Origin of the sequence: Lentzea sp. NPDC005914 (genome assembly GCF_040629405.1) — a bacterium.
Lineage (GTDB): Bacteria > Actinomycetota > Actinomycetes > Mycobacteriales > Pseudonocardiaceae > Lentzea.
Window position 1 is genome coordinate 1 of the sequence record NZ_JBEXVQ010000050.1, and the last position, 19,156, is coordinate 19,156.

A 19,156-nucleotide genomic window follows, 5' to 3' on the forward strand; every position below is an offset into this window, starting at 1 on the left:
GGCCGCATCGACACACTGCTGCGCGCCGTCGCCGACGACGACGCCACCGCAGGAGTGCTGATCACCGATGCCGGTCTGCAACGGATCTACCACCCTTACGACGGCGGCGTCGACGTCATGCTCACCACGAACACCGAACGCGACCAACTGCGCTCGCGGCACACCGACTGGCTCTCCGCGCACCCGGCGGTGGCGGGAACAAGGGCCTCAGCAATCCGTCGGAAAGCGCGAGGTCAGGAAACGCCCTTGCGCAACGACGCGAGGAGGCGGTCGAGGTGCCCGCGTGCCGTGTACGTACGGATCGGGTCGATGTAGTCGCGAGACTCGATGATCTGACCGTCCCGCACCCGCATGACGAAGACGCAGGGCACCTTGGACCTGGAACGTGAACGCGTCTGGGCGACACCCACCGAAGTCCTCCGCATTGCAGAACAAGCCGCCGCACTCGGCGACGACACCGCCGGCATGCTCATCATCACCGCCGCATGGACAGGATGCCGCTGGGGCGATCTCACCGGACTGCGACGAGACAACGTCGACCTCGACCGTGGCGTCATCGTCATCGACCCGCGCACCGGGTCCCTGCACGAGAGTGCGCACACACGGTGGCTCGGCTCACCCAAAACCCCCTCGTCAGCCCGCACGATCACCCTGCCACCGTTCCTCATCACCATGCTGCGCAAGCATCTCGAACGGCACGACAACGAGTTCGTGTTCACCGCCGAAGGCGGAACCTGGTTGTGGCGCAGCACTTTCATCCGCCGCCTGCTCAAACCCGCGGTCAACGGCAACGAAGCACATCCGCGCGCAGGTGTCCGTACAGTGCCAATCCGACCCGGACTGACATTCCATGGACTGCGGCACAGCCACAAGACCTGGCTCATCGCCGGTGGCGCACCCGAGATCGCCCAGGCACGACGACTCGGCCACCACCTGCCCAACCGGGTCACCGAGGTCTACTCCCACGTCGCACCCGAAGTCGAACTCCGACTCCTCAACGATCTACAGCGGCGCTGGCACGAAGCTGGCCTCAACGTCAAAGCACACCCAACAGCACCATGGCCAACCGAACGCCATGTGCCCGGACCGCTTGCCGCGTAACAAACCTATGCCCCTTACACCGCTAGTGGGAGGGGCGCGACGATCACCCAGCCCAGCGACCAGCACACCGATCAAGCCGGAGAATCCTGCTCCAGATCTGCTCCATAGGGGCAGCACGACACGATCACCGAAGATCGACCCAGAACAGCAAGAAACCCGCCTGACCAGCGCAAATCGCCAGATCAGACGGGTTCTACCTACAAGTGGAGCTGAGGGGACTCGAACCCCTGACCCTCACACTGCCAGCGTGAGCCGGGGCAAGCCCTCACCTGCGACGATTAAGAAACCGCAGGTCATGCCGGTTCCGTTCACCGTCGTTGAGTGCAGTCTAACGCCGTTCGGCGCGAATGGACTCTCCGGATTTCTCCAGACCGATCCAGTGTGAGAGTCGCCTTAAATGGCCTTAACTCAACATCGAATCAGCTTCAGACAAGCCGCGTGGCGATGTCGAGTCCACACAGGAAAGAACAGTATCTGCAGTCATCACCGAACCCTGGAGTCAGCTGATGTCCATACAACACCCTCGCCGTCTCGTTGAGCCTCGTATCTCACGAAACGCCCTTAATATCACCCGTGATGCGTTCGCGGCCCTGAGCACCGGGCCTGATGCGATCCACCTTGACGGCGAGCTGTTCCCAGGGCTTCCTGATCGCCGGCTGCGGTTGGAGGAAGTCCGCAACATGCTGCTGGACCGGCAATGCCCGCAAGCCACCAGGGATGCCGTGTGGAGGCATCTGGTTCTGCGGGCTCGCACGGAGGAGGTGGCGTGGAGGACCGCTGCGGTCGGCATCGCCCTGCCCGCGTTGATCTCCGCGTCATCCAAGTTGACCTCGACCTTCGTTGGCGGTACCGCGGACGTGCACAGCGAGATCGTGACCGGGTTCCTCGCAGCCCTTGCGACGGTCGATCTACGACGACCAAGGATCATGCTTCGCATCAGGTGGGCGGTCTACCGAGCTGGCCATGCGGCTCTCGTGGAGGCCCGAAACCGGCCGACCCCGGCGGGCTTGGAAGCCTCCGCCGTGCCTGTGGCGGCTGTACCTGGCCATCCCGACCTCGTGCTCGCGCGAGCAGTTGCCGATGGAGTGCAGAGTCAGACCGACGCTGATCTGATCGGTGCGACCCGCCTGGAGGGTGTGTCCATCACCGACTGGGCAGAGCAGCACAACATGAGTCAGTGGGCTACTTACAAAGCACGACAGCGAGCGGAGGAACGTCTGCGGCACTACCTCGCAGGTACACGGTCGCCGCAACGCCCATGTACCGCTGCATGCACACCTGGCTGGGGCCACCGGCAGGCACAACGGCGGCCCCAGAACCCAGCTCGTCGGAGCGTTCACGCCGCCGAATCGGGTATGCGATCGTTCAGGAAGCCGAGCAGCTTCCGTTCTGCCCGCGCCAACTCTTCCTGACACCCGTACCTGCTCAGACCGCACCGACCTGCGACCACGTGCCGGTTCTCGCCATCGAGGTGTACCGCAGACAGCAATCCCGCCTGTTCCTCGGTCAGCGCGCTGCCGAGCACCGCGTCCGCGAGAATCAGATCTGGATGCCCATTGACCTTCCTTCGGATCCCGATCGCGTCGTCGACAGCGGTGTTCTGCCGGCGAAGCCGGCTCTCCCGGTTGCAGGCCTCGTGACCCTTGCGGAAGGCGCCGTAGTAGAGCTGTGAGTACACCTTCGACTGGTCGTCCTCAGCCAAATCCAGTGCCTGGAGGAATCCTTCCAGGATCTCCGAATCAAGGTCAGCCTTGTCACCGGGGTACCGCGGATTGAGTTTGCCGGCGATGTGCTTCAGACCGGGAACCATCATCCCGGCGGCCGCCATGATCCATGGTTCCGGCTCCGCGTGGGCGTGGCGAACGAGCTCCTTCCACACCGCGTCCTTGGTCAACCAAGCGGTCTGCCGCTTGAGCAACAACACACGGATCTCGTCGAGCGGCTCAAGCCGCGCCGGAAGTCCGCAACCGAGCCGCACACCGTCAAGAGCAAGGGCATTGGGGAAGGTCGTCAGCTCGGCGAAACGCCGCTCGACGACATCGAGGCAGGACAGAGCACGATCTTGCATTTGCGGTGATCCCTTTCCGTACTGGATTGTTCCCCGACACCCCCTAATCGCCCTGTTCGGAGTCAAAATGATGAGGAATCACCCGATTTGGTGATGCATCGCCAGCGTGTCGCTTCCAGGTTTCAGGCCATCGTGTGCAAGGGAGGCACACCAGCGAGGCTCCGTCACCGTGTCGCGTCTTGGAGCGCTGAGAAGGACACACGTTCCTGTTCAAGACGGACGGCGGTACCGAGCACATTCTCGACAAGATCGGTGTACAGCGCGGCCTCGTGTGGCTGGAGTGACCCGAGGTGTGCGTTGACCGGGGCGCTTTCGCTCACCCACTGGTCTTCGTGGGCCAGCAGTGTCGCCCGGTCCATCAACATCGAGCGAACGTGTCCGAACTTGGCCCGCAGCCGATCCAGGATGGCGAACCCGTGGGTGTCGATGTCACCCCAGTACACCAGTTGCCGCTCGGACAGCCAGGTCAGCGGCTCGAGTTGGGACAGCGCGTAGCCGCCCCCGAAGACCACGACGGAATCCGCCACTGGCGGGAACGCCAGGTACGTGACTTCGTTCTCCACCACGAACACCGTCGAAACCGGAAGAGGTCTCCTGGCGAGCTCGTCAACCCGGACGCCCAGTTCGCTGAACCCCTCGTGGCTGCCGAGCCAACGGAACCGCACGTAGCCGGGTTTCCGACGGAAGCGATATCGGCTGGCGAACTCCGAGTGCGGATAGGTGGAGTCGATCCGATGTGCGGGAAGCTGGTGGTCCAGGAGGAGGCCGAGAATCTTGCGGTGGCCTTCGATGAACTTGGTATCGACACCAGGAACGTCGACCTGGCGCACGTACATGTCGCGGGTCGCGTGGTTGTCGATCCAGAGCACGGTGGCGATCAGCTTGTCCCAGACACGGTCAAAACTCAGCGCCTCAAGAGGTTTCGCGACCATCCATCCGGCCGGTCCGGGCGCCAGTTCCTGTGTCGCGTGGAGCAGTTCGGTGAAGCGCCGCACGTCCGGTGTGCGGCGCAGCAGCGACCAGAGCTGGTCGTAGGAGTCGATCCAGACCCGGCCCGGCACTTCGTTCGTGCCAATGAGCCTCCCGCCCACGGTCCTCGTCTCGACTCGCTGCAAGCGCTGATCGACCTGGCGCCACTGGGAAACCCATTCCTGGACTTCGCCGAACCGGGTGGACAGGTCGCTGGCGGTGGGGCTGCGCAACGGGACTTCGAGCGGAACCCACTCGTCGCCGGCAGCGAACATCCTCAGGAAAACGCCGTTGTCCCAACGGCGTTTCAACCTGTTCACCACATCTGTGGGTGTCGACCAGGTCCGCGGCGCCGCCATCAGTCGCCTCGCTCAGGCGTGTCTTGCATCGCGTGCGCTAGTTGCCGCTGCTTGTACTCCTCGATCGTGAGGCTCTGCAGGCGCGAGTAGCTACCGGTCTTGTTGTCCACGAAGCCCACTGCGGACACGTGTGGCTCGATCACATGGATCTTCTGCAGTGGCGTGACGATCAGCAGCTGTAGTCCCAGCTGTGCGAACAGGTTCAACGCGAACCGGGTCGACTCGTCGGAGCCGCGACCGAACGCCTCGTCGATCACGACGAAGCGGAAGGTCTTCGACTTCCCTCGGCCGTGGTCGAGTTTGAACTGGTACGCGAGCGATGCCGCCAGGATCGTGTAGGCGAGCTTCTCCTTCTGCCCTCCCGACTTCCCGCCCGAGTCGGTGTAATTCTCGTGCTCCGAGTCGTCGGAGTGCCAGCGTTCGGAGGCCGAGAACATGAACCAGTTGCGGACGTCTGTGACACGTTTCGTCCACGCCCGATCTGTCTCGGTCTGGCCCTCACGTCCCTTGAACCGCTCAATGATCTTCTTGACCTGCAGGAACTTCTGCTCCGAGTACTGATCCGACTCGTCACCGCCAAGCGTGCCGGTTGTGCAGTCCCGCAGTTCAGTGCGGAAGTCACGGATCTCGACGTTGATCGTGGGCTGCAGATCCAACCGGATGTACCGGCCGGGGTTGTAGTCGATGCCGACCAGCGACTCGTTGATGGTCTCGACACGTCGCTTGATCAGGTCGACCTGTTTGTTCAGCTGGGAGTTGAACCCGGCGATGTCGCGGATGGTGTTGGTGTTGAGGTAGGTCTTGAAGTCTGTCTCGAACCTGGGCAGGTCGTCGTTGACGAGGCGGTCGTGGAACGCCCGGTACTCACCGGCCGAGTGCATCGAGTCGTCGGCTTCTTCCGTCTCCCGTGGGTACTTCTTGCGGAAGGCACTCATCTTGGCGATCGCCTTGTTGCCCGCCTTGGTCTGCTCACCCGTCCAGTACTCCACCAGTTTGGTGAGTTTTCTGTTCACCTCGTCCTGACAACGGTCGCAGTCCGCCGATGACCGCGGGTCCGCAGACTCCAGGTGCCGTGCGACGGCGTCGAAGATCTCCTGAGCCCGTGGATACGCGGGATCCGCGAGCATCTGCTCTACCGCGCGGAGCCCCGTCTCGGCTTCCTCCCGATCTCGGGAGAGACTGCCGATCCTGGTCGTGAGCGACTCCTGGTCCTTCTCCGCGGACTTGATGTCCGACGCGACGTGTTCAAGTTCCGTCGTCACCCGCTGCAACTCGTCGGATGACTGCTCGAGGCGGTGCTTCTCGTCAGTGAGCGCCGTGATGCCGTTGACCACCGTTTGCCAGTCGATCTCGGCGAACGAACCGAACTCGGTGAGCTTCGCCAGCGTGCCCTGCCGCTCCGTAGTCCTGCGGAAGTCCTCGCTCAGGCCTTGTTTCCTGCTCAGAAGGGCGTTTCGCTCGTTCTGCACCTTGCCTGCCTGGTCGAGCAGGGCATCGATCTTCTGCTCGTTGCTCCAGCCGAGAACGTAGGTACGCCGGTCGTCGATGCGCCGGGTGTCGTTCTTCTCGTGCCAGCCTCGCGCCCCCTTGATCTGTCCTTCACGCGTGATCGCCTTGGCTGCGCGGCGGAACTCGTCCATGGTGTCGACGCACTCGCAGTCGGCCCGATGCCTCAGTTCCCGTTCCAGCCATGCCGTGAAAGGAGATTCCTTGATCTCCAGCTTGGCGGCGAGAGTGCGGTCAACGGCGACCGTGTCAGCGTCGCGGCCAAGGCGATCAGGCACGCGGTAATAGACCAGCCGCGTGCCCAGGTTGTGGCCGTTGATCCAGTTCGACGCAGCGGTGTAGTGCTCGCTGGACACGAGCAGCGACAGACCGAAACCGTGCAGCAACCGCTCCGAGGCTCCCTCCCATTCCGCGCAGTCGGCACGAACCTGGATGAGCTCACCGGCGAAGGGCAGTTCCTCCTCGTCGACTCCTAGTTCGTCGCAGAGCTGTCCGCGCAGGTCCAGGCTGCGCTTCGGGATGTTGCTGCGCCGGTTCCGCAGGCTGACCAGTTCTTCGTTGAGCTCCTTTGCCTCAATCTCCAGGGTGTTGAGTCGCACGCCGAGCTCGGTGAGCCCGTTCTGCAGCTCGGCCTGGTCGTGGTCGAGAACGCTCGCCGCGCCGATGATGTCGCGTTGCCGGCCGGAGAACTGCTCCGCGGACTCGACCGGCCGGAGGCCCGCATCGGCCAGCAGCTGGTGGAAGCGGCCGGACCTGTCCTGACGGCGGCCCCGCTCCGCGGAGTCGGTCCTGAGTTGTTTCTCGATCTCCGCCAGCCTGCCGCCACCGAACCCCGCCCGCGCCACCTTCAGCTCGATCTCCTTGCCACGCAACGAGTCGAGCCGACCCTTGACCGCGTCGAGCTCGCCCTTGCGGCCGCCGAGATCCGACGTCAGCGTGGCGATCCGGTCGCGAAGCAGGTAGGCCTTGCGGTCCGCGAAGTAGAACGGCAGCGCTTCGCGCTGCTCCTTGAGCGACTTGATCTCGGTCGCGAGCTGGTCGTACACGTCGCACTCGGCGAGCAGCGGGCGAAGCTCGGCGAGCTGCTCGCGTGCCTTGCGCACCGCGTCATGCGCCTTCGTCAGGTCCTCGAAGTGATCGACCAGCCGCTTGGTCCAGTCGGCCGCGTCGAAGGGCTCCAGCATGTGGCTGCGGACGAAGTCGTTGAGATTGCCAACAGACTTCATCGACACGGTCTGATGGAACAGCTCCATCGCCTGCTCGGACGGGACGTCCAGTCGTCGCCGGAAGTCCTTGCTGTACTGGGGGAAGTGATCGTGCGTACTAGCACCGCCGCGACGCAGCCGCCGCTTGAGCGATGCGATGTCGCCGCCGAAGTCCGTGAAGTCCCCGGCGATCGTCAGATCCCGGTCCGCGGTCACGAAGAAGCGATTCGGCTGCCCTTCGCTGGCGCTGGCGAACCAGAACACCTGCGCGAGCGTGACCGTGGAGTCGTAGCCGACGTTGGTGAACACACCCAGGATGACCGAGAACGAGCGGCGGTCACGCAGGCCCACTGGCCTGGACGCGCCGGTCGCTTCACTGCGTTCCGACTTGTGGTAACCGAGAACGTACGACCGCAGGCTGCGTTCCTTGGCCTCGGCACCTGCCGCCTTGTTGTACGAGATGCGGTGCGCCGGCAGCAACAGGGTCGTGATCGCGTCCACGACCGTCGACTTCCCCGAACCGATGTCGCCTGTCAGCAAGGCGTTCTCGCCGCGCACGCCGAGGGCCCACACGCGCTGGTCGAACGTGCCCCAGTTGTAGACCTCGAGCCGGTCGAGCCGGTAACCGGCCAGCTCGGTGACCTCCTCGCTCACCGGTCCTCCCCTCCGAGCTGGCGCGCGTACTCGGCGAGGCGCTGGTCGAACTCCGAGAGCCACTGCCCGTCGACAAACGCCTTCAAGATCCGCCGTACTTCGAACGTCGCGTCCTGTCCCTTGATCCTGCGCAGGAACCCCAGGTCGACAACCTTGTTGAGCTGGGCGTCGATCTGGTCGACCATCCTCGCTTCGTTGCTGCTCTCCGGCATGAACAGCCGCACCATCTCCACGATCTGGTCACGGGTGAGGATCAGTCTCGTGTCGCTGTTGCCCGCGTCGAACTCGGCGAGCTTCTTGCGCAGCAGGGCCAGCAGCAGGCTGACCGCGAACGACAGCGCCCGCCGTGGGATCAGCCGGGGAACTGCGGCGTCCTCGTCGTCCACATCGGGTTTCGACCGCAGAAACGCGTACCCCTCAGCCTCGTCGATGACCACCGTGAGCCCCATGACGCCGACGTAGTCGCGCGCCTGTGCCTGAAGCGGGAGAAGGTGCTGCCATGCCTTCTCATGCGTATCGCGGTAGACCACCCCCTTGACCAGCTGCGTCACGGCCAACGACAGATCGAGTTCATCCTTGGCAGCGGATGTCATGCCCCCTCCATCTCGCCGGTCAGCATCTGGGTGAACGTGACCCGAGGAATGGTGGCCATTCGTTCGGCACCGTCGAGATCGCGCCAGTGCACCCGTTCCCGCACCTGCTCGTCGAACACCACGCGGAACGACGGATCGCTCAACGACAGGTACGTCACCAGCTCGGCCAACCCCTGCTCCAGTGGCTGCCTGTCAAGAACCTCGGCGAGACCGATCTGGTCCCGCGTGCGCAACACCCGGCGAACCCCCTCGCTCAGTCGTTCCGGGTCGACATAGACCTGCTCGAACAGCAGCGAGGAGTCGATGTCCTCGTCCGCGGCGACGATGTCGGCACTGTTCAACGCGACCTTCTCCGGCGGTGTGTACAGCGGTCGTTCCATCGGCAGCGTCACTACCGGAGCAGTCCCCTCGACCTCGATCACGAGATCCACATTGACTTGTTCCCGCACCTTGAGCGCGTTCGACTCGATGCTGCGCAGAATGTCCATGACCCGGCGGTTCTCCAACCACACCTGATCGTCGAGAAACCGGCGCAACTGCTCGGACAGCAGCCGGACCGTCGCCTGCGTGCGTTCCGCCGCGTCCATCCAGTCGTAATGGATGTGCCGCATCCTCGGGTCGGCTTCCCCGATGGCATCGAGTGCCTCCACGCGTTCGAGCAGTTCACTCAGCTCGGTCTGCTTCTCATAGGAGAGCAGGAAGTCGTAGAACGCCTGGAAACTCTTGCCCTGATCGGAGTCGGCGATGCTGTTGCGACTACCCAGCACCTCGTCGAGCAGGGCACCCTTGGCGCCGTCCCAGGACGCGATCCGTTCCCGCAGATCACGATCCAGTGCCCGGAAGTTGGCCTCGACCTCGCGGAAGTCGGCGAGCAGCTCCCGCGCGATCGCCGCAAACTGCTGGTAGCGATCCTTCTGGGCCGGCGAGTCGAGCACCGCGAAGTCCCCACGCTCGACCTGTGCGATTTCGACATCGATCTCGTGGCGTCGACGACGTAGTTCAGTCAGCCTGACCTCGGGATCGGTCTCGGCGCCGAACACCATTTGCCGAAGCAGCTCGAACACCGTGTTCAGCCGCGATTCGGTGCCGACGAACGATCGAGCATGGAGCGTTTCGACCCACGCCAAGGCTTTCTCGACAGCTGATGTCGCGTCGTAGTGCGCCTCCTCCGCACCAACGGGGTAGTACTTGCGCAACCATCCCTTGTCCGGGGCGGCCCAGTCGTCCAGGTACGCGCCAGCCGACTTCGGAAACCTGTGGTCGAGCCGCTCGTTCAGCGCGTGGAGCTCGTCCTCGAGCCTGCCGGCCAGTTCTCCGCGCGAGATGGACCGAACGTTGTCTTCGACGAACACCTTGCCCAGAAAGCTGAGGATGAACGGCGCGTTGTCCGCGAGCAGAAGTTTCCAGGCAGGGCTGTTCTTGCGCAGCGATTCGAGATCCTCGAACTCCACGACACCTGCCTTCCGCCTGCCACGGCGTCCGCCTTCTCGAGGGTAGGGGAAAGCACCGACAGAACCGGGACAACCCATCGATGACGCATGTCGACCTCAAGCACAAGATCGTTACGCTCCGTAGTACAACGGTGTGACTAGCCTGACTACTCGACTACGGCCGCGAGGGGAGAATTCGTGAAGAGACCGAACGGCCGATGGCGGATCGTGAAGATGACGAACTGGGACCAGGACGCCGTCGACCTCACCGAGCCAGGGTTCATCAAGTTCGCCAGGAACAGCACCGGCGAGTTCGGCTTCATTGCCATCCGCGGCTGGATGGACTGCCGGTGGACCAAACGCGACGGCCGCCCCTTCGTCGAGTTCAGCTGGGAAGGCCACGACGAGGGCGACCAGGTCAGCGGACGCGGCTGGGCCGCACTGGCCGAGAACGACTCCCTGACCGGACACCTGTTCATTCACCTGGGCGACGACTCGGGCTTCCACGCCACACCATTCGAGGATCGACATTGAGCGAATACCAGTACTACGAGTTCATTGCCATCGACCAGCCCCTCGACGCACAGGCGCAGGCCGAGGTGCGCTCGCTTTCCACCCGCGCACGAATCACCGCGACAAGCTTTGTCAACGAGTACCACTGGGGCGACTTCCGCGGCGATCCAAGCCGACTGATGGAGCGCCACTACGACGCGCATCTCTACCTGGCCAACTGGGGCACCCGGCGGATCATGCTCCGCCTGCCCTGCGGCCTGCTCGACCTGGAAGTCGCTGAGCAGTACTGCGTCAGCGACCAGGTCACGGCCTGGACCGCCGGCCAGCACCTCGTCCTCAGCATGACCAGCGAGGACGACTCCGGCGACTGGGACTACGACCCCGAGGTGTCCCTGTCGTCCATCGTCGGCATCCGTGACGAGCTCGCCGGTGGCGACCACCGGGCGCTCTACCTGGCCTGGTTGGCCGGCTACGGCACCTGGGAGGACGACGAGGACGCCTTCGACCAGGACGAGAACGAGGAACTCGAACCGCCGGTGCCTCCTGGCCTGCGCACACTCACCGCGTCACAACACGCGCTGGCGGGCTTCCTCCGGCTCGACGACGACCTGCTCGCGGCGGCAGCCGAGGCAAGCCCTCCGCTCCCTGATCGTGCCGACGATTCTGAGCTGCTCGCAGCCTGGCTGGCGGATCTGCCGGCCGGTGAGAAGGACCGGCTCCTGCTGCATGTCGCCCAAGGACGGGCCGCGACCGCGCGAACGGAGATACTGCGCCGATTCCGCAGCGTCATCGCCCCGGCTGCCGCCGCACCCGGCCGCCGGACCGTGGCCGATCTGCTGGACAGCGCCTGGCACAGGCGTGCCGACCGGCAGCGCAAGGAAGCCGCACAACACGCCGAAGAGGAAGCTCGCCGAGAACACGCACGGAATCTCGCCCGCCAGAAACGACTGGACGACCTGTCCCACGACGAAGAAGCCGCCTGGGCGAAGGTCGAGGCGCTGATCGCCGCCCGAAAGCCCGCCGAGTACGACGCCGCCGTAGCGTTGCTCAGCGATCTCCAGGCCTTGGCCGAACGCGACGACCGGTTCGACACCTTCACCCTGCACAGCATGGCATTGCGCAACGCGCACGCACGCAAGCCCAGCCTCATCGACCGCCTCGACCGGGCCAGGATCTGATCGTTCGTGGATGACGATCTCTGGTCAGCGGAGGCAGCGGGCCTCGCGGAGGAGCTCGCTAGCCTGCGCGCTCTGACCGCACAACTGCAGTCGGAGAACGCGCGGTTGCTGCGGTTGCTGGAGCTGACGCCGCAACAGGCGGCGCCACCCGGCCCGGCGCAGACCGGCTTCTTCGAGGCGCCTCCCGGCCCTGTCTACCGGCAGTCGACGCCAGAGGCGAAGGTGGACTTCTTCGCTGCCCTGTTCGCTGCCCGGACCGACATTTATGCCACTCGGTGGGAGAACACGCGTACCGGCAAGGCTGGATGGCTGCCGGCGGTGCGTGGCGGCTGGCGCAAGGGGGTCCGGCACGAGGACCGGGACTACCTGCCGCTCGACAAGGGGGTTGTGCGCGACCATCTGACCGGTGCCACGCATGTCGGGCTGTATCCGCTGCTGGACGGTGATCTGTGCTGGTGGCTGGCGGCCGACTTCGACGGGCAGGCAGCGATGCTGGACGCCCTGGCGTATCTGAAGGCCGCCCGCACGTGGTCGGTGCCCGCAGCACTAGAAGTGTCACGTTCCGGCGTCGGAGCACATGCGTGGGTGTTCTTCGCCGCTCCCACACCCGCCGAGACCGCACGCCGCCTCGGCACCGCCCTGCTGCGGGAGGCGATGGCAGTACGTGGCCGCATGGACTTGGCCAGCTACGACCGGTTGTTCCCTTCGCAGGACGTACTACCGGCGGGCGGCGTGGGGAACTTGATCGCCGCACCCCTGCACGGCAAGCCCGCCAGGACGGTGCGACGGTGTTCCTCGATCTGGCCACGATGGAACCCCACGAAGACCAGTGGGCGTTCCTGTCGTCGCTCGGCCGCATGAGCCCGGCTGAGGTCGGCCGGGTCGCTCGCCGCGCCGGGAAAGTCACCGTCGGTGCGAACATCAGTCGGCTCGATACACCGGTCTCGACTCGGATCCGGGTCGCCGCGTCCCCGATCGTGCACGCCCGGCTCAGCTCTGGAATCCGTGTGGAGTCGGACGAACTGACCCCGGCGTTGCACGCGACGCTGAAACACGCGGCGTCGATGACGAACCCGCTGTTCTACGAGCGCCAGCGCCTGCGAATGTCCACATGGGACACCCCGCGGTTCCTTCGCAGCTACAACGAAACGCTGGATGGCGGGCTCATCGTGCCTCGGGGCCTGGCGGACACGGTGGCGTCACTGGTACAGCAGGCAGGCAGCCGCCTGGAAGTGACCGACGAACGGCCAGCCGGAGAGACGCAAGAGTTCACGTTCACCGCCACGCTGACCTCCGCACAGCAAAGGGCCGTGGATGCCCTCCGCGAACATGATCTCGGTGTGCTGGTTGCGCCACCTGGAGCCGGCAAGACCGTCATCGCCTGCGCACTGATCGCAACCCATGCAACGTCCACACTCGTACTCGTCGACCGCAAAGCCCTCGCCGACCAATGGCGCACCCGCATCGGCGACCTGCTCGGCGTCAAGGCCGGCCAACTCGGCGGCGGTCGCAGAAAGACCCGCGGCGTCGTCGACGTCGCGATGCTGCAGACGCTGGCCAGGAAAACCGACCTCGAGCAGCTCACCAGCGGCTACGGGCTGGTGGTCGTGGACGAGTGCCACCACGTCCCCGCGGCGGCGTTCGAGCACGCCATCAAACAAATCCCAGTACGCCGCTGGCTCGGGCTGACCGCCACCCCATATCGCCGTGACAAGCTCGACGGCCTGATCGCACTGCAACTCGGCCAAGTCCGCCACACCATCGCACAGGCCACTCCCACCACGGACGACAGCACGCCCCAACTCGAGTTCGACAACGTTGCACAGCCGCCGACGCCCGTACTTCACGTGCATAACACCGCGTTCCGCTACCTCGGTGACGCCGACCCCGCGAAGCCTGGCGGAATGGCGGCCATCTACCGCGATCTCGTTGCCGACCAAACCCGGACAATCCAGGTTGTCGAGGACGTGACCGCGGCGCTGAAACGCGGCAGACACTGTCTGGTACTCACCCAGTGGACCACCCACGTCGAGCGCCTGACCGACGAGCTCCGCCAGCAGTCTCACGACCCGGTCGTACTGCGCGGCGGCATGAACACAAAAACCCGCCGGGACGCCCTCGCCCGGCTGCACGCGTCCGCAGACGGATCACCGCTGCTCGTCGTCGCCACAGGACCATTCGTCGGCGAGGGATTCGACTGCCCCGTCCTGGACACGCTGTTCCTCGCCGCGCCCATCGCGTTCAAGGGGCGCCTGGTGCAGTACGTGGGACGCGTTGTGCGCGCGCACCCAAGCAAAACCACCGCAGAAGTCCACGACTACCACGACATCAACACCGGCGTACTGGCTTCCTCGCTGTCCAAACGCGCGCCCGGTTACGTCAGCCTCGGCTTCCCCGACCCCCGCCGGTCGATATCGGGCCGCTGACCTCCAACCGTTCGAACCAACAACGCTCCGTGTGGGCGATCGAGTTGCGATCACGACCACGACGGCGCATCACATCTCTGTCCACAACCGACAGCCCACACCTCAAGGAGGAGATCATGGCCTGGACAGAGAAGATCGGCCCGCGCTCATGGCGAGTCCGCTACCTGCGCGGTGATAGTGGATACGGCTCCATTTCCGGGTTCGAGACCAAGACCGCCGCCGACGCCTATGCCACCCAGCTCGAAGCCGACCAGCGACGCGGAACCTGGCTCGACCCCAAAGCGGGACTCATCACTACCGCCGAGTGGGCCGCTCTCTGGGCCGACACACTCGACGTCGAGATCCGCACCGAGGAGAACTACCGCGGCCGGATCCGCAACCACATCCAGCCACGGTGGGGCACCATCCGCCTCGGCGCCATCACTCCACTCGCGGGTCACCTTGTGGGCCAAGCAACTGCGTCGCCGCTACGCCACTTCCACAGTCGGCGGCATCCTGACCGTGTTCTCCATGATGCTCGACGACGCCGTTGACGAACGCCTCATCCCAGCCAACCCCGTACGGCGCCGATCCCGCCGCGGCCGTCGCCGCGACAACGAACCCATGCCAGCCGAACGGATCTGGGCCACACCGGAACAGGTCGTCTGGATCGCAGACCAAGCAGCCCTGCTCAGCAACAGCCACGACTACTGGCTGCTGACCATCGCCACCGGCTGGACCGGCGCCCGCTGGGGCGAGATGACCGGACTACGCCGCGCCAACACCCACCTCGACGACGGCTGCATCGTCATCGACCCGGACACAGGATGCCTGCACGAATCCGTACACCGCATGTGGCTCGGACCGCCCAAGACACCGGCGTCCGCACGCACCATCACCCTGCCACCGTTCCTGATCACCTTGCTGCGCAAGCACTTGGAGTCCCACGACCACGAGTTCGTGTTCACCACTCCACGCAACTGTTGGCTTCGACGCAGCGATTTCGGCCGCCGGGTCTTCCGCCCCGCGATCGATGGCAACCTGCACCGCGTGAACGCCGCCGTCCGTACCTACCCGGTCAAGCCAGGCTTGACGTTCCACGGCTTGCGGCACAGCCACAAGACCTGGATGATCGCCGACGGCATCCCAGAGATCGCCCAGGCACGCCGGCTCGGCCACCGGCTGGACAACCGCATCATCGAGGCCTACAGCCACGTCGCGCCTGAGGTCGAGCGACGCCTAATGCGTTCCCTGGAACGCCGCTGGCACAAGGCACGCGCCGCCACCAACCCGGCTCTGCCACCCGCTGACGCCGCATGACCACCACCGCGCTGCAGTGGTGGGAAACGCCGCCTGAGCCAGGCAAAATGATCTCCGCGCGTCCGGCAACCTCAGCGGACATCCGCACCGAGATCATCATCGGCCCAGGTTGCCGATCACCGGCCGGCTCGGCGGCAAGATCAGGTCTCCAGATTTTCTCCAGCAGGACCAACTGAACCGGTCCGGAAACGATCATCAAACGATCACTGGTGATCAATCACAGAAACGAAAGAACCCCTCTGAGCTGCGTGAACATCGCAACTCAGAGGGGTTCTCCAGAGAATGGAGCTGAGGGGACTCGAACCCCTGACCCTCACACTGCCAGTGTGATGCGCTACCAGCTGCGCCACAGCCCCTTGAAGGTCCACGTTCCCGGCAGGTTTCCCTGTCGTTCTCGTGTGGGAATACCGTACATCAAGACGCCCACGAGATAAAAATCGGGGGTATCCAAACCGCATTCGGGCTGGTAGGACCGGGTGATGACCGCCGGAGCGCCGTTCGACCCGAAGATCGAGTGCATGGACCCCGAAGCCCGTCGCGAGCTGCAGGAACAGCGCCTGCGGAACCTCGTCGACCGGCTTCTGAGCACCGACAACTTTCAGGGTGCGAACCTCAAGGCCCACGGAGTGACGCGTGGCACAGATGTCACGCTCGACGAGATCCATCTGCTGCCGACGATCAGCAAGCAGGACCTGTGGGACCACTACCCGTTCGGGCTGCGGATCGCGCCGGAGGAAGACGTCGTCTGCGTGCACGGGTCGTCGGGGACGGGTGGGCGGCCGACGCTCATTCCCTACACCGCCAACGACATCGAGATCTGGGCCGAGGTCATGGCCAGGGCGTTGAAGGGTGCGGGGGCCACCAACCGGTCGACCATCCACAACGCTTACGGCTACGGGCTTTTCACGGGTGGGCTCGGGGTGCATCACGGTGGGCTGAAGCTTCAGGCCACGGTGATTCCCATGTCCGGGGGCATGACGGAGCGGCAGGTGCGGCTCATCGAGGACCTGAAGCCGGACGTGTTGTGCTGCACGCCGTCGTACGCGCTCAGGCTCGCGGAAGACTTGAAGGACAACAGCATCGAGGTCGGCATCTTCGGCGCCGAGCCGTGGACCGAGGAGATGCGCCAGGAGATCCAGCAGCGGTTGCAGATCAGGGCGCTGGACATCTACGGACTGTCCGAAGTGATCGGTCCAGGTGTGGCGTGCGAGTCCCTTGACTCCGAAGGACTTCTCAACATCGCGGAGGACCACTTCTACCCGGAGACCCAGGACGGCGAGCTCATCTTCACCACGCTCACCAAGACGGGTATGCCGCTGCTGAGGTACCGCACGGGCGACGTGGCCACGCTGCACGAACCCGCTGGGCAACGCACGCTCACCAGAATGAGCAAGCTCAAGGGGCGCAAGGACGACATGCTCATCATTCGCGGTGTCAACGTGTTCCCGACCGAGATCGAGGCGGTGGTGCTGGAGCACGCCAGCCCGCACTACCTGATCATCGAGGATCGCCGCACGACGACGGCTCAGCTGCACGTGGCGGTCGAGTCCACACAGGACATCAAGGGCAAGCTGGCCCAGGACCTCAAGGAACGACTGGGCATCACGTGTCAGGTGCACGTTCTCGAGCCGGGCAAGCTGCCGCGCACCGAGGTGGGCAAGGCACAGCGCCTGGCCCGGTGGAGTCAGGGCCAGGCGCCGATCGACGGACTCACTTAGTCAGGTCGGAAAGCCAGTTCTTGTTGTCGAGGTTGACGAGCTTGCCCCCCGCGGCGACGCTGGGCGTGCCGCGGAAACGGCCCGTGTCGGCGTCGCGCAGGGCGGGGTCGTTGCTGGTCTTCGTCATCAGCTCGTCCAGCTGCGACTTGTACGTGTCGTTGCGCACGCAGGACTCGAACGTGGCGGACGTGACGCCGAGGTCTTTGCCCAGCCTGATGAGCTGGTCCTTGGTGTAGCCGGCTTCGTTCTCCTCCGGCTGGAAGCTGAACAGCGCTCCGTGGAACGCGTTGAACTTGCCCTCGTCGGCCACGCACAGGCCCGCGTTGGCCGACTCGGACGAGTAGCCCTCGGGCTTCGAGAGGCGGTCCAGCAGCGGCAGGATGTGGTAGCGGACCTTGACCTTGCCGTCCTCGACCGCCTTCTTGATGTCGGCGCCGTAGGTCTTCTCGAACGTTCCGCAGATCGGGCAGAGGAAGTCTTCGTACACGTCGATCGTCACGGTGGCCGTGTCCTTGCCGACCAGCACGGTGCTGCCGTCGCGGACCGCGGGCGCCGAGATGATGTGGTCGGGCGAGGTCTGCGGGATCGCGTCCGTGGTGGACGTGGACGGCTTCATCTGCTGGAACACGACGTAGCCGATCACCGCGATGGCGAGCAACGCCACGACGGCGATGCCGGCGATCACTTTGGTCCTGTCAGAACCCGACGTACGGGCCTGGGCCACCGCACGCGCGGCCTGCTTCTTCTTCCGCGCACTGCGCTCTGCACCACCCACGGGGACGAGGGTAGCGACACAAACTAAAAGAAAGCTGAGCGGGCAATCACGCTTCCGGGTGGCGTGGCTTGCCGCCCACGCGTTCGCCCGTCGGGATCTCGGCACTTTCGTCGAGGCAGCCGCACTCCGGCGCGACCGCGGCGGCCGTGTGCTCCTCCTCGTGTGTGGGCAGGGTCTCGGGCGCGACGACCCAGAAACCGACCGCCAGCAGCAGCGCGACACCGGTGATGGCGAACGAGGCTTCGAAGCCGAACGAGTCGGCGAGCAGGCCCGCGCACATCGGGCCGATGATCGCGCCCAGGTCGGTCACCATCTGGAAGCCCGCCAGCACGGGGCCGCCCTTGCCCTTGGCGCCGATCACGTCGGCGACGACCGCGTTCTGCGGCGGGTTCAGCAGCCCGGCGCCCATGCCCGCGACCAGCGACACGGCCATGAACGTCCACATGTCACCGGTGAAGCCCATCGTGACCGTCGCGAGTCCGCTCACGATCAACCCGGCGACGGCGACCGGCTTGCGGCCGCGGGTGTCGGCGATCTTGCCGGACAGGAACAGCATCGAGGCGTTGCCGGCGGCGAACACCGACATCGAGATGCCCGCCACGGCCGCGCTGTGCTCCAGCGCTTCGATGACGAACACAGGCACCAGCGAGATCCGGACGCCGAACACGGCCCAGCCGTTCGCGAACCCCGAGGCCAAAGCCGCCCGGTACGCAGGATGACGCACGGCCTCACGCACCGACATCGGCACGTCGGTGTTCGTCTTGTCCAACGCGGCGAGAGTCGAACGACGGAGGAAGAACCAGACCACAAACGCGGCGAGGCACAGCATCGCGCCGTAGGAGACGAACGGCACCCACAGCCCGAGCGGCACGAGACCCGCGCCGACGATCGGACCGCAGACGTTGCCGATCAGGAAGCCCGCCGCCCACAGCCCGGACGCCCGCCCGCGCATCGGCGCTGGTGTGATGCGAATCAAGAGCCCGAGGGCGGCCACCGTGAACATCGTCGAGCCGACACCGGCCAGCGCACGCCACGCCAGCATCTCCGGGTAGCTCGTCGAGAAGCCGGACAGCGCGGTACCGAAGGCCACGATGAGGATGCCGACGATGTAGACGCGGGGCTCGCCGAACTTGTTCACCAAACGCCCGCTCATCGGCGCGAACGCCAGCCGAACGAACGCGAAAGTGCTGATCAGAGCCGCAACGGCCGTGTGCCCGACGCCGAACGACGCCGCGTACACCGGCAGCACGGGAGCCACGATCCCGAACCCGATGGCGATGATGAAGCTCGCCGCGACCAGAACCCAGACCTCGACCGGTAACCGCTCGCGCACAAAGCCTCCCTTAGCCCTGCTAAGGATAT

16 protein-coding genes, 2 tRNA genes and 1 pseudogene are annotated in these 19,156 nt (G+C 65.1%); 10 read left to right on the forward strand and 9 right to left on the reverse strand.

Annotated features, from left to right (window positions below):
* Together ABZ345_RS42640 and ABZ345_RS42645 are read left to right on the forward strand one after the other, a co-directional pair.
* A pseudogene (locus ABZ345_RS42640) lies at nucleotides 1-315 on the forward strand (hypothetical protein); the annotation flags it as partial.
* A gap of 36 nt (nucleotides 316-351) precedes the next feature.
* Complete coding sequence (locus tag ABZ345_RS42645; RefSeq protein WP_359860673.1) at nucleotides 352-1,101, forward strand: site-specific integrase; 750 nt, start codon at nucleotides 352-354, stop codon at nucleotides 1,099-1,101.
* 204 nt (nucleotides 1,102-1,305) lie between these two features.
* On the opposite strand, the gene ABZ345_RS42650 is transcribed toward ABZ345_RS42645, so the two are convergent.
* The 6 genes from ABZ345_RS42650 to ABZ345_RS42675 all read right to left on the reverse strand — a co-directional run bounded on the left by ABZ345_RS42650 (nucleotide 1,306) and on the right by ABZ345_RS42675 (nucleotide 9,906).
* Nucleotides 1,306-1,407 (reverse strand) — tRNA-Ala (locus ABZ345_RS42650).
* A 1,030-nt stretch (nucleotides 1,408-2,437) separates the two neighbouring features.
* Nucleotides 2,438-3,169 (reverse strand): hypothetical protein, encoded by a 732-nt coding sequence (locus ABZ345_RS42655; protein ID WP_359860675.1) that lies wholly within the window; start codon nucleotides 3,167-3,169, stop codon nucleotides 2,438-2,440.
* 164 nt (nucleotides 3,170-3,333) lie between these two features.
* Nucleotides 3,334-4,497 (reverse strand): Wadjet anti-phage system protein JetD domain-containing protein, encoded by a 1,164-nt coding sequence (locus ABZ345_RS42660; RefSeq protein ID WP_359860677.1) that lies wholly within the window; start codon nucleotides 4,495-4,497, stop codon nucleotides 3,334-3,336.
* Nucleotides 4,497-7,862: an SbcC/MukB-like Walker B domain-containing protein gene (locus tag ABZ345_RS42665; protein WP_359860679.1), complete on the reverse strand. Its 3,366-nt coding sequence runs from the start codon at nucleotides 7,860-7,862 to the stop codon at nucleotides 4,497-4,499. The genes ABZ345_RS42660 and ABZ345_RS42665 overlap by 1 nt, the downstream gene beginning before the upstream one ends.
* Nucleotides 7,859-8,455, reverse strand: a complete 597-nt coding sequence (locus tag ABZ345_RS42670) for a DUF4194 domain-containing protein (RefSeq protein ID WP_359860681.1) — start codon at nucleotides 8,453-8,455, stop codon at nucleotides 7,859-7,861. The genes ABZ345_RS42665 and ABZ345_RS42670 overlap by 4 nt, the downstream gene beginning before the upstream one ends.
* Complete coding sequence (locus tag ABZ345_RS42675; protein ID WP_359860682.1) at nucleotides 8,452-9,906, reverse strand: DUF3375 domain-containing protein; 1,455 nt, start codon at nucleotides 9,904-9,906, stop codon at nucleotides 8,452-8,454. Before ABZ345_RS42675 ends, ABZ345_RS42670 begins: the two co-directional genes overlap by 4 nt.
* Before the next feature lie 177 nt (nucleotides 9,907-10,083).
* Between ABZ345_RS42675 and ABZ345_RS42680 the strand changes: the two genes are divergently transcribed.
* From ABZ345_RS42680 to ABZ345_RS42710, 7 genes are all read left to right on the forward strand, one after another.
* Complete coding sequence (locus ABZ345_RS42680; protein WP_359860684.1) at nucleotides 10,084-10,419, forward strand: hypothetical protein; 336 nt, start codon at nucleotides 10,084-10,086, stop codon at nucleotides 10,417-10,419.
* Nucleotides 10,416-11,576, forward strand: a complete 1,161-nt coding sequence (locus ABZ345_RS42685) for a hypothetical protein (protein ID WP_359860686.1) — start codon at nucleotides 10,416-10,418, stop codon at nucleotides 11,574-11,576. The genes ABZ345_RS42680 and ABZ345_RS42685 overlap by 4 nt, the downstream gene beginning before the upstream one ends.
* Before the next feature lie 6 nt (nucleotides 11,577-11,582).
* Nucleotides 11,583-12,437, forward strand: coding sequence for a hypothetical protein (locus ABZ345_RS42690; RefSeq protein WP_359860688.1), 855 nt, complete (start codon nucleotides 11,583-11,585; stop codon nucleotides 12,435-12,437).
* Nucleotides 12,365-14,002 (forward strand): DEAD/DEAH box helicase family protein, encoded by a 1,638-nt coding sequence (locus ABZ345_RS42695; RefSeq protein ID WP_359860690.1) that lies wholly within the window; start codon nucleotides 12,365-12,367, stop codon nucleotides 14,000-14,002. Before ABZ345_RS42690 ends, ABZ345_RS42695 begins: the two co-directional genes overlap by 73 nt.
* A gap of 116 nt (nucleotides 14,003-14,118) precedes the next feature.
* Entirely contained in the window at nucleotides 14,119-14,535 is a 417-nt protein-coding gene (locus ABZ345_RS42700; RefSeq protein WP_359860692.1) for a hypothetical protein, read from the forward strand.
* 70 nt (nucleotides 14,536-14,605) lie between these two features.
* A complete protein-coding gene (locus ABZ345_RS42705; protein WP_359860694.1) occupies nucleotides 14,606-15,301 on the forward strand; it encodes a tyrosine-type recombinase/integrase in 696 nt (231 codons plus the stop codon).
* Entirely contained in the window at nucleotides 15,298-15,477 is a 180-nt protein-coding gene (locus tag ABZ345_RS42710) for a hypothetical protein (RefSeq protein WP_359860696.1), read from the forward strand. Before ABZ345_RS42705 ends, ABZ345_RS42710 begins: the two co-directional genes overlap by 4 nt.
* A gap of 107 nt (nucleotides 15,478-15,584) precedes the next feature.
* Here ABZ345_RS42710 and ABZ345_RS42715 read toward each other — a convergent pair.
* A tRNA-Ala gene (locus ABZ345_RS42715) sits at nucleotides 15,585-15,657 on the reverse strand.
* A gap of 123 nt (nucleotides 15,658-15,780) precedes the next feature.
* Here ABZ345_RS42715 and ABZ345_RS42720 point away from each other — a divergent pair.
* Complete coding sequence (locus ABZ345_RS42720; RefSeq protein ID WP_359860697.1) at nucleotides 15,781-17,019, forward strand: phenylacetate--CoA ligase; 1,239 nt, start codon at nucleotides 15,781-15,783, stop codon at nucleotides 17,017-17,019.
* On the opposite strand, the gene ABZ345_RS42725 is transcribed toward ABZ345_RS42720, so the two are convergent.
* Together ABZ345_RS42725 and ABZ345_RS42730 are read right to left on the reverse strand one after the other, a co-directional pair.
* Nucleotides 17,012-17,794, reverse strand: coding sequence for a thioredoxin domain-containing protein (locus tag ABZ345_RS42725; RefSeq protein WP_359860699.1), 783 nt, complete (start codon nucleotides 17,792-17,794; stop codon nucleotides 17,012-17,014). The genes ABZ345_RS42720 and ABZ345_RS42725 overlap by 8 nt on opposite strands.
* 46 nt (nucleotides 17,795-17,840) lie before the next feature.
* Complete coding sequence (locus tag ABZ345_RS42730) at nucleotides 17,841-19,127, reverse strand: MFS transporter (RefSeq protein ID WP_359860701.1); 1,287 nt, start codon at nucleotides 19,125-19,127, stop codon at nucleotides 17,841-17,843.
* Nucleotides 19,128-19,156: the final 29 nt, after the last annotated feature.

What these genes read in the sequence shown, in the direction of transcription:
- ABZ345_RS42700 (WP_359860692.1), top strand. Translation starts at nt 14,119, where the DNA reads ATGGCCTGGACAGAGAAGATCGGCCCGCGCTCATGGCGAGTCCGCTAC.
- ABZ345_RS42670 (WP_359860681.1), bottom strand. Translation starts at nt 8,455, where the DNA reads ATGACATCCGCTGCCAAGGATGAACTCGATCTGTCGTTGGCCGTGACG.
- ABZ345_RS42705 (WP_359860694.1), top strand. Translation starts at nt 14,606, where the DNA reads ATGCCAGCCGAACGGATCTGGGCCACACCGGAACAGGTCGTCTGGATC.
- ABZ345_RS42660 (WP_359860677.1), bottom strand. Translation starts at nt 4,497, where the DNA reads ATGGCGGCGCCGCGGACCTGGTCGACACCCACAGATGTGGTGAACAGG.
- ABZ345_RS42655 (WP_359860675.1), bottom strand. Translation starts at nt 3,169, where the DNA reads ATGCAAGATCGTGCTCTGTCCTGCCTCGATGTCGTCGAGCGGCGTTTC.
- ABZ345_RS42720 (WP_359860697.1), top strand. Translation starts at nt 15,781, where the DNA reads ATGACCGCCGGAGCGCCGTTCGACCCGAAGATCGAGTGCATGGACCCC.
- ABZ345_RS42710 (WP_359860696.1), top strand. Translation starts at nt 15,298, where the DNA reads ATGACCACCACCGCGCTGCAGTGGTGGGAAACGCCGCCTGAGCCAGGC.
- ABZ345_RS42645 (WP_359860673.1), top strand. Translation starts at nt 352, where the DNA reads ATGACGAAGACGCAGGGCACCTTGGACCTGGAACGTGAACGCGTCTGG.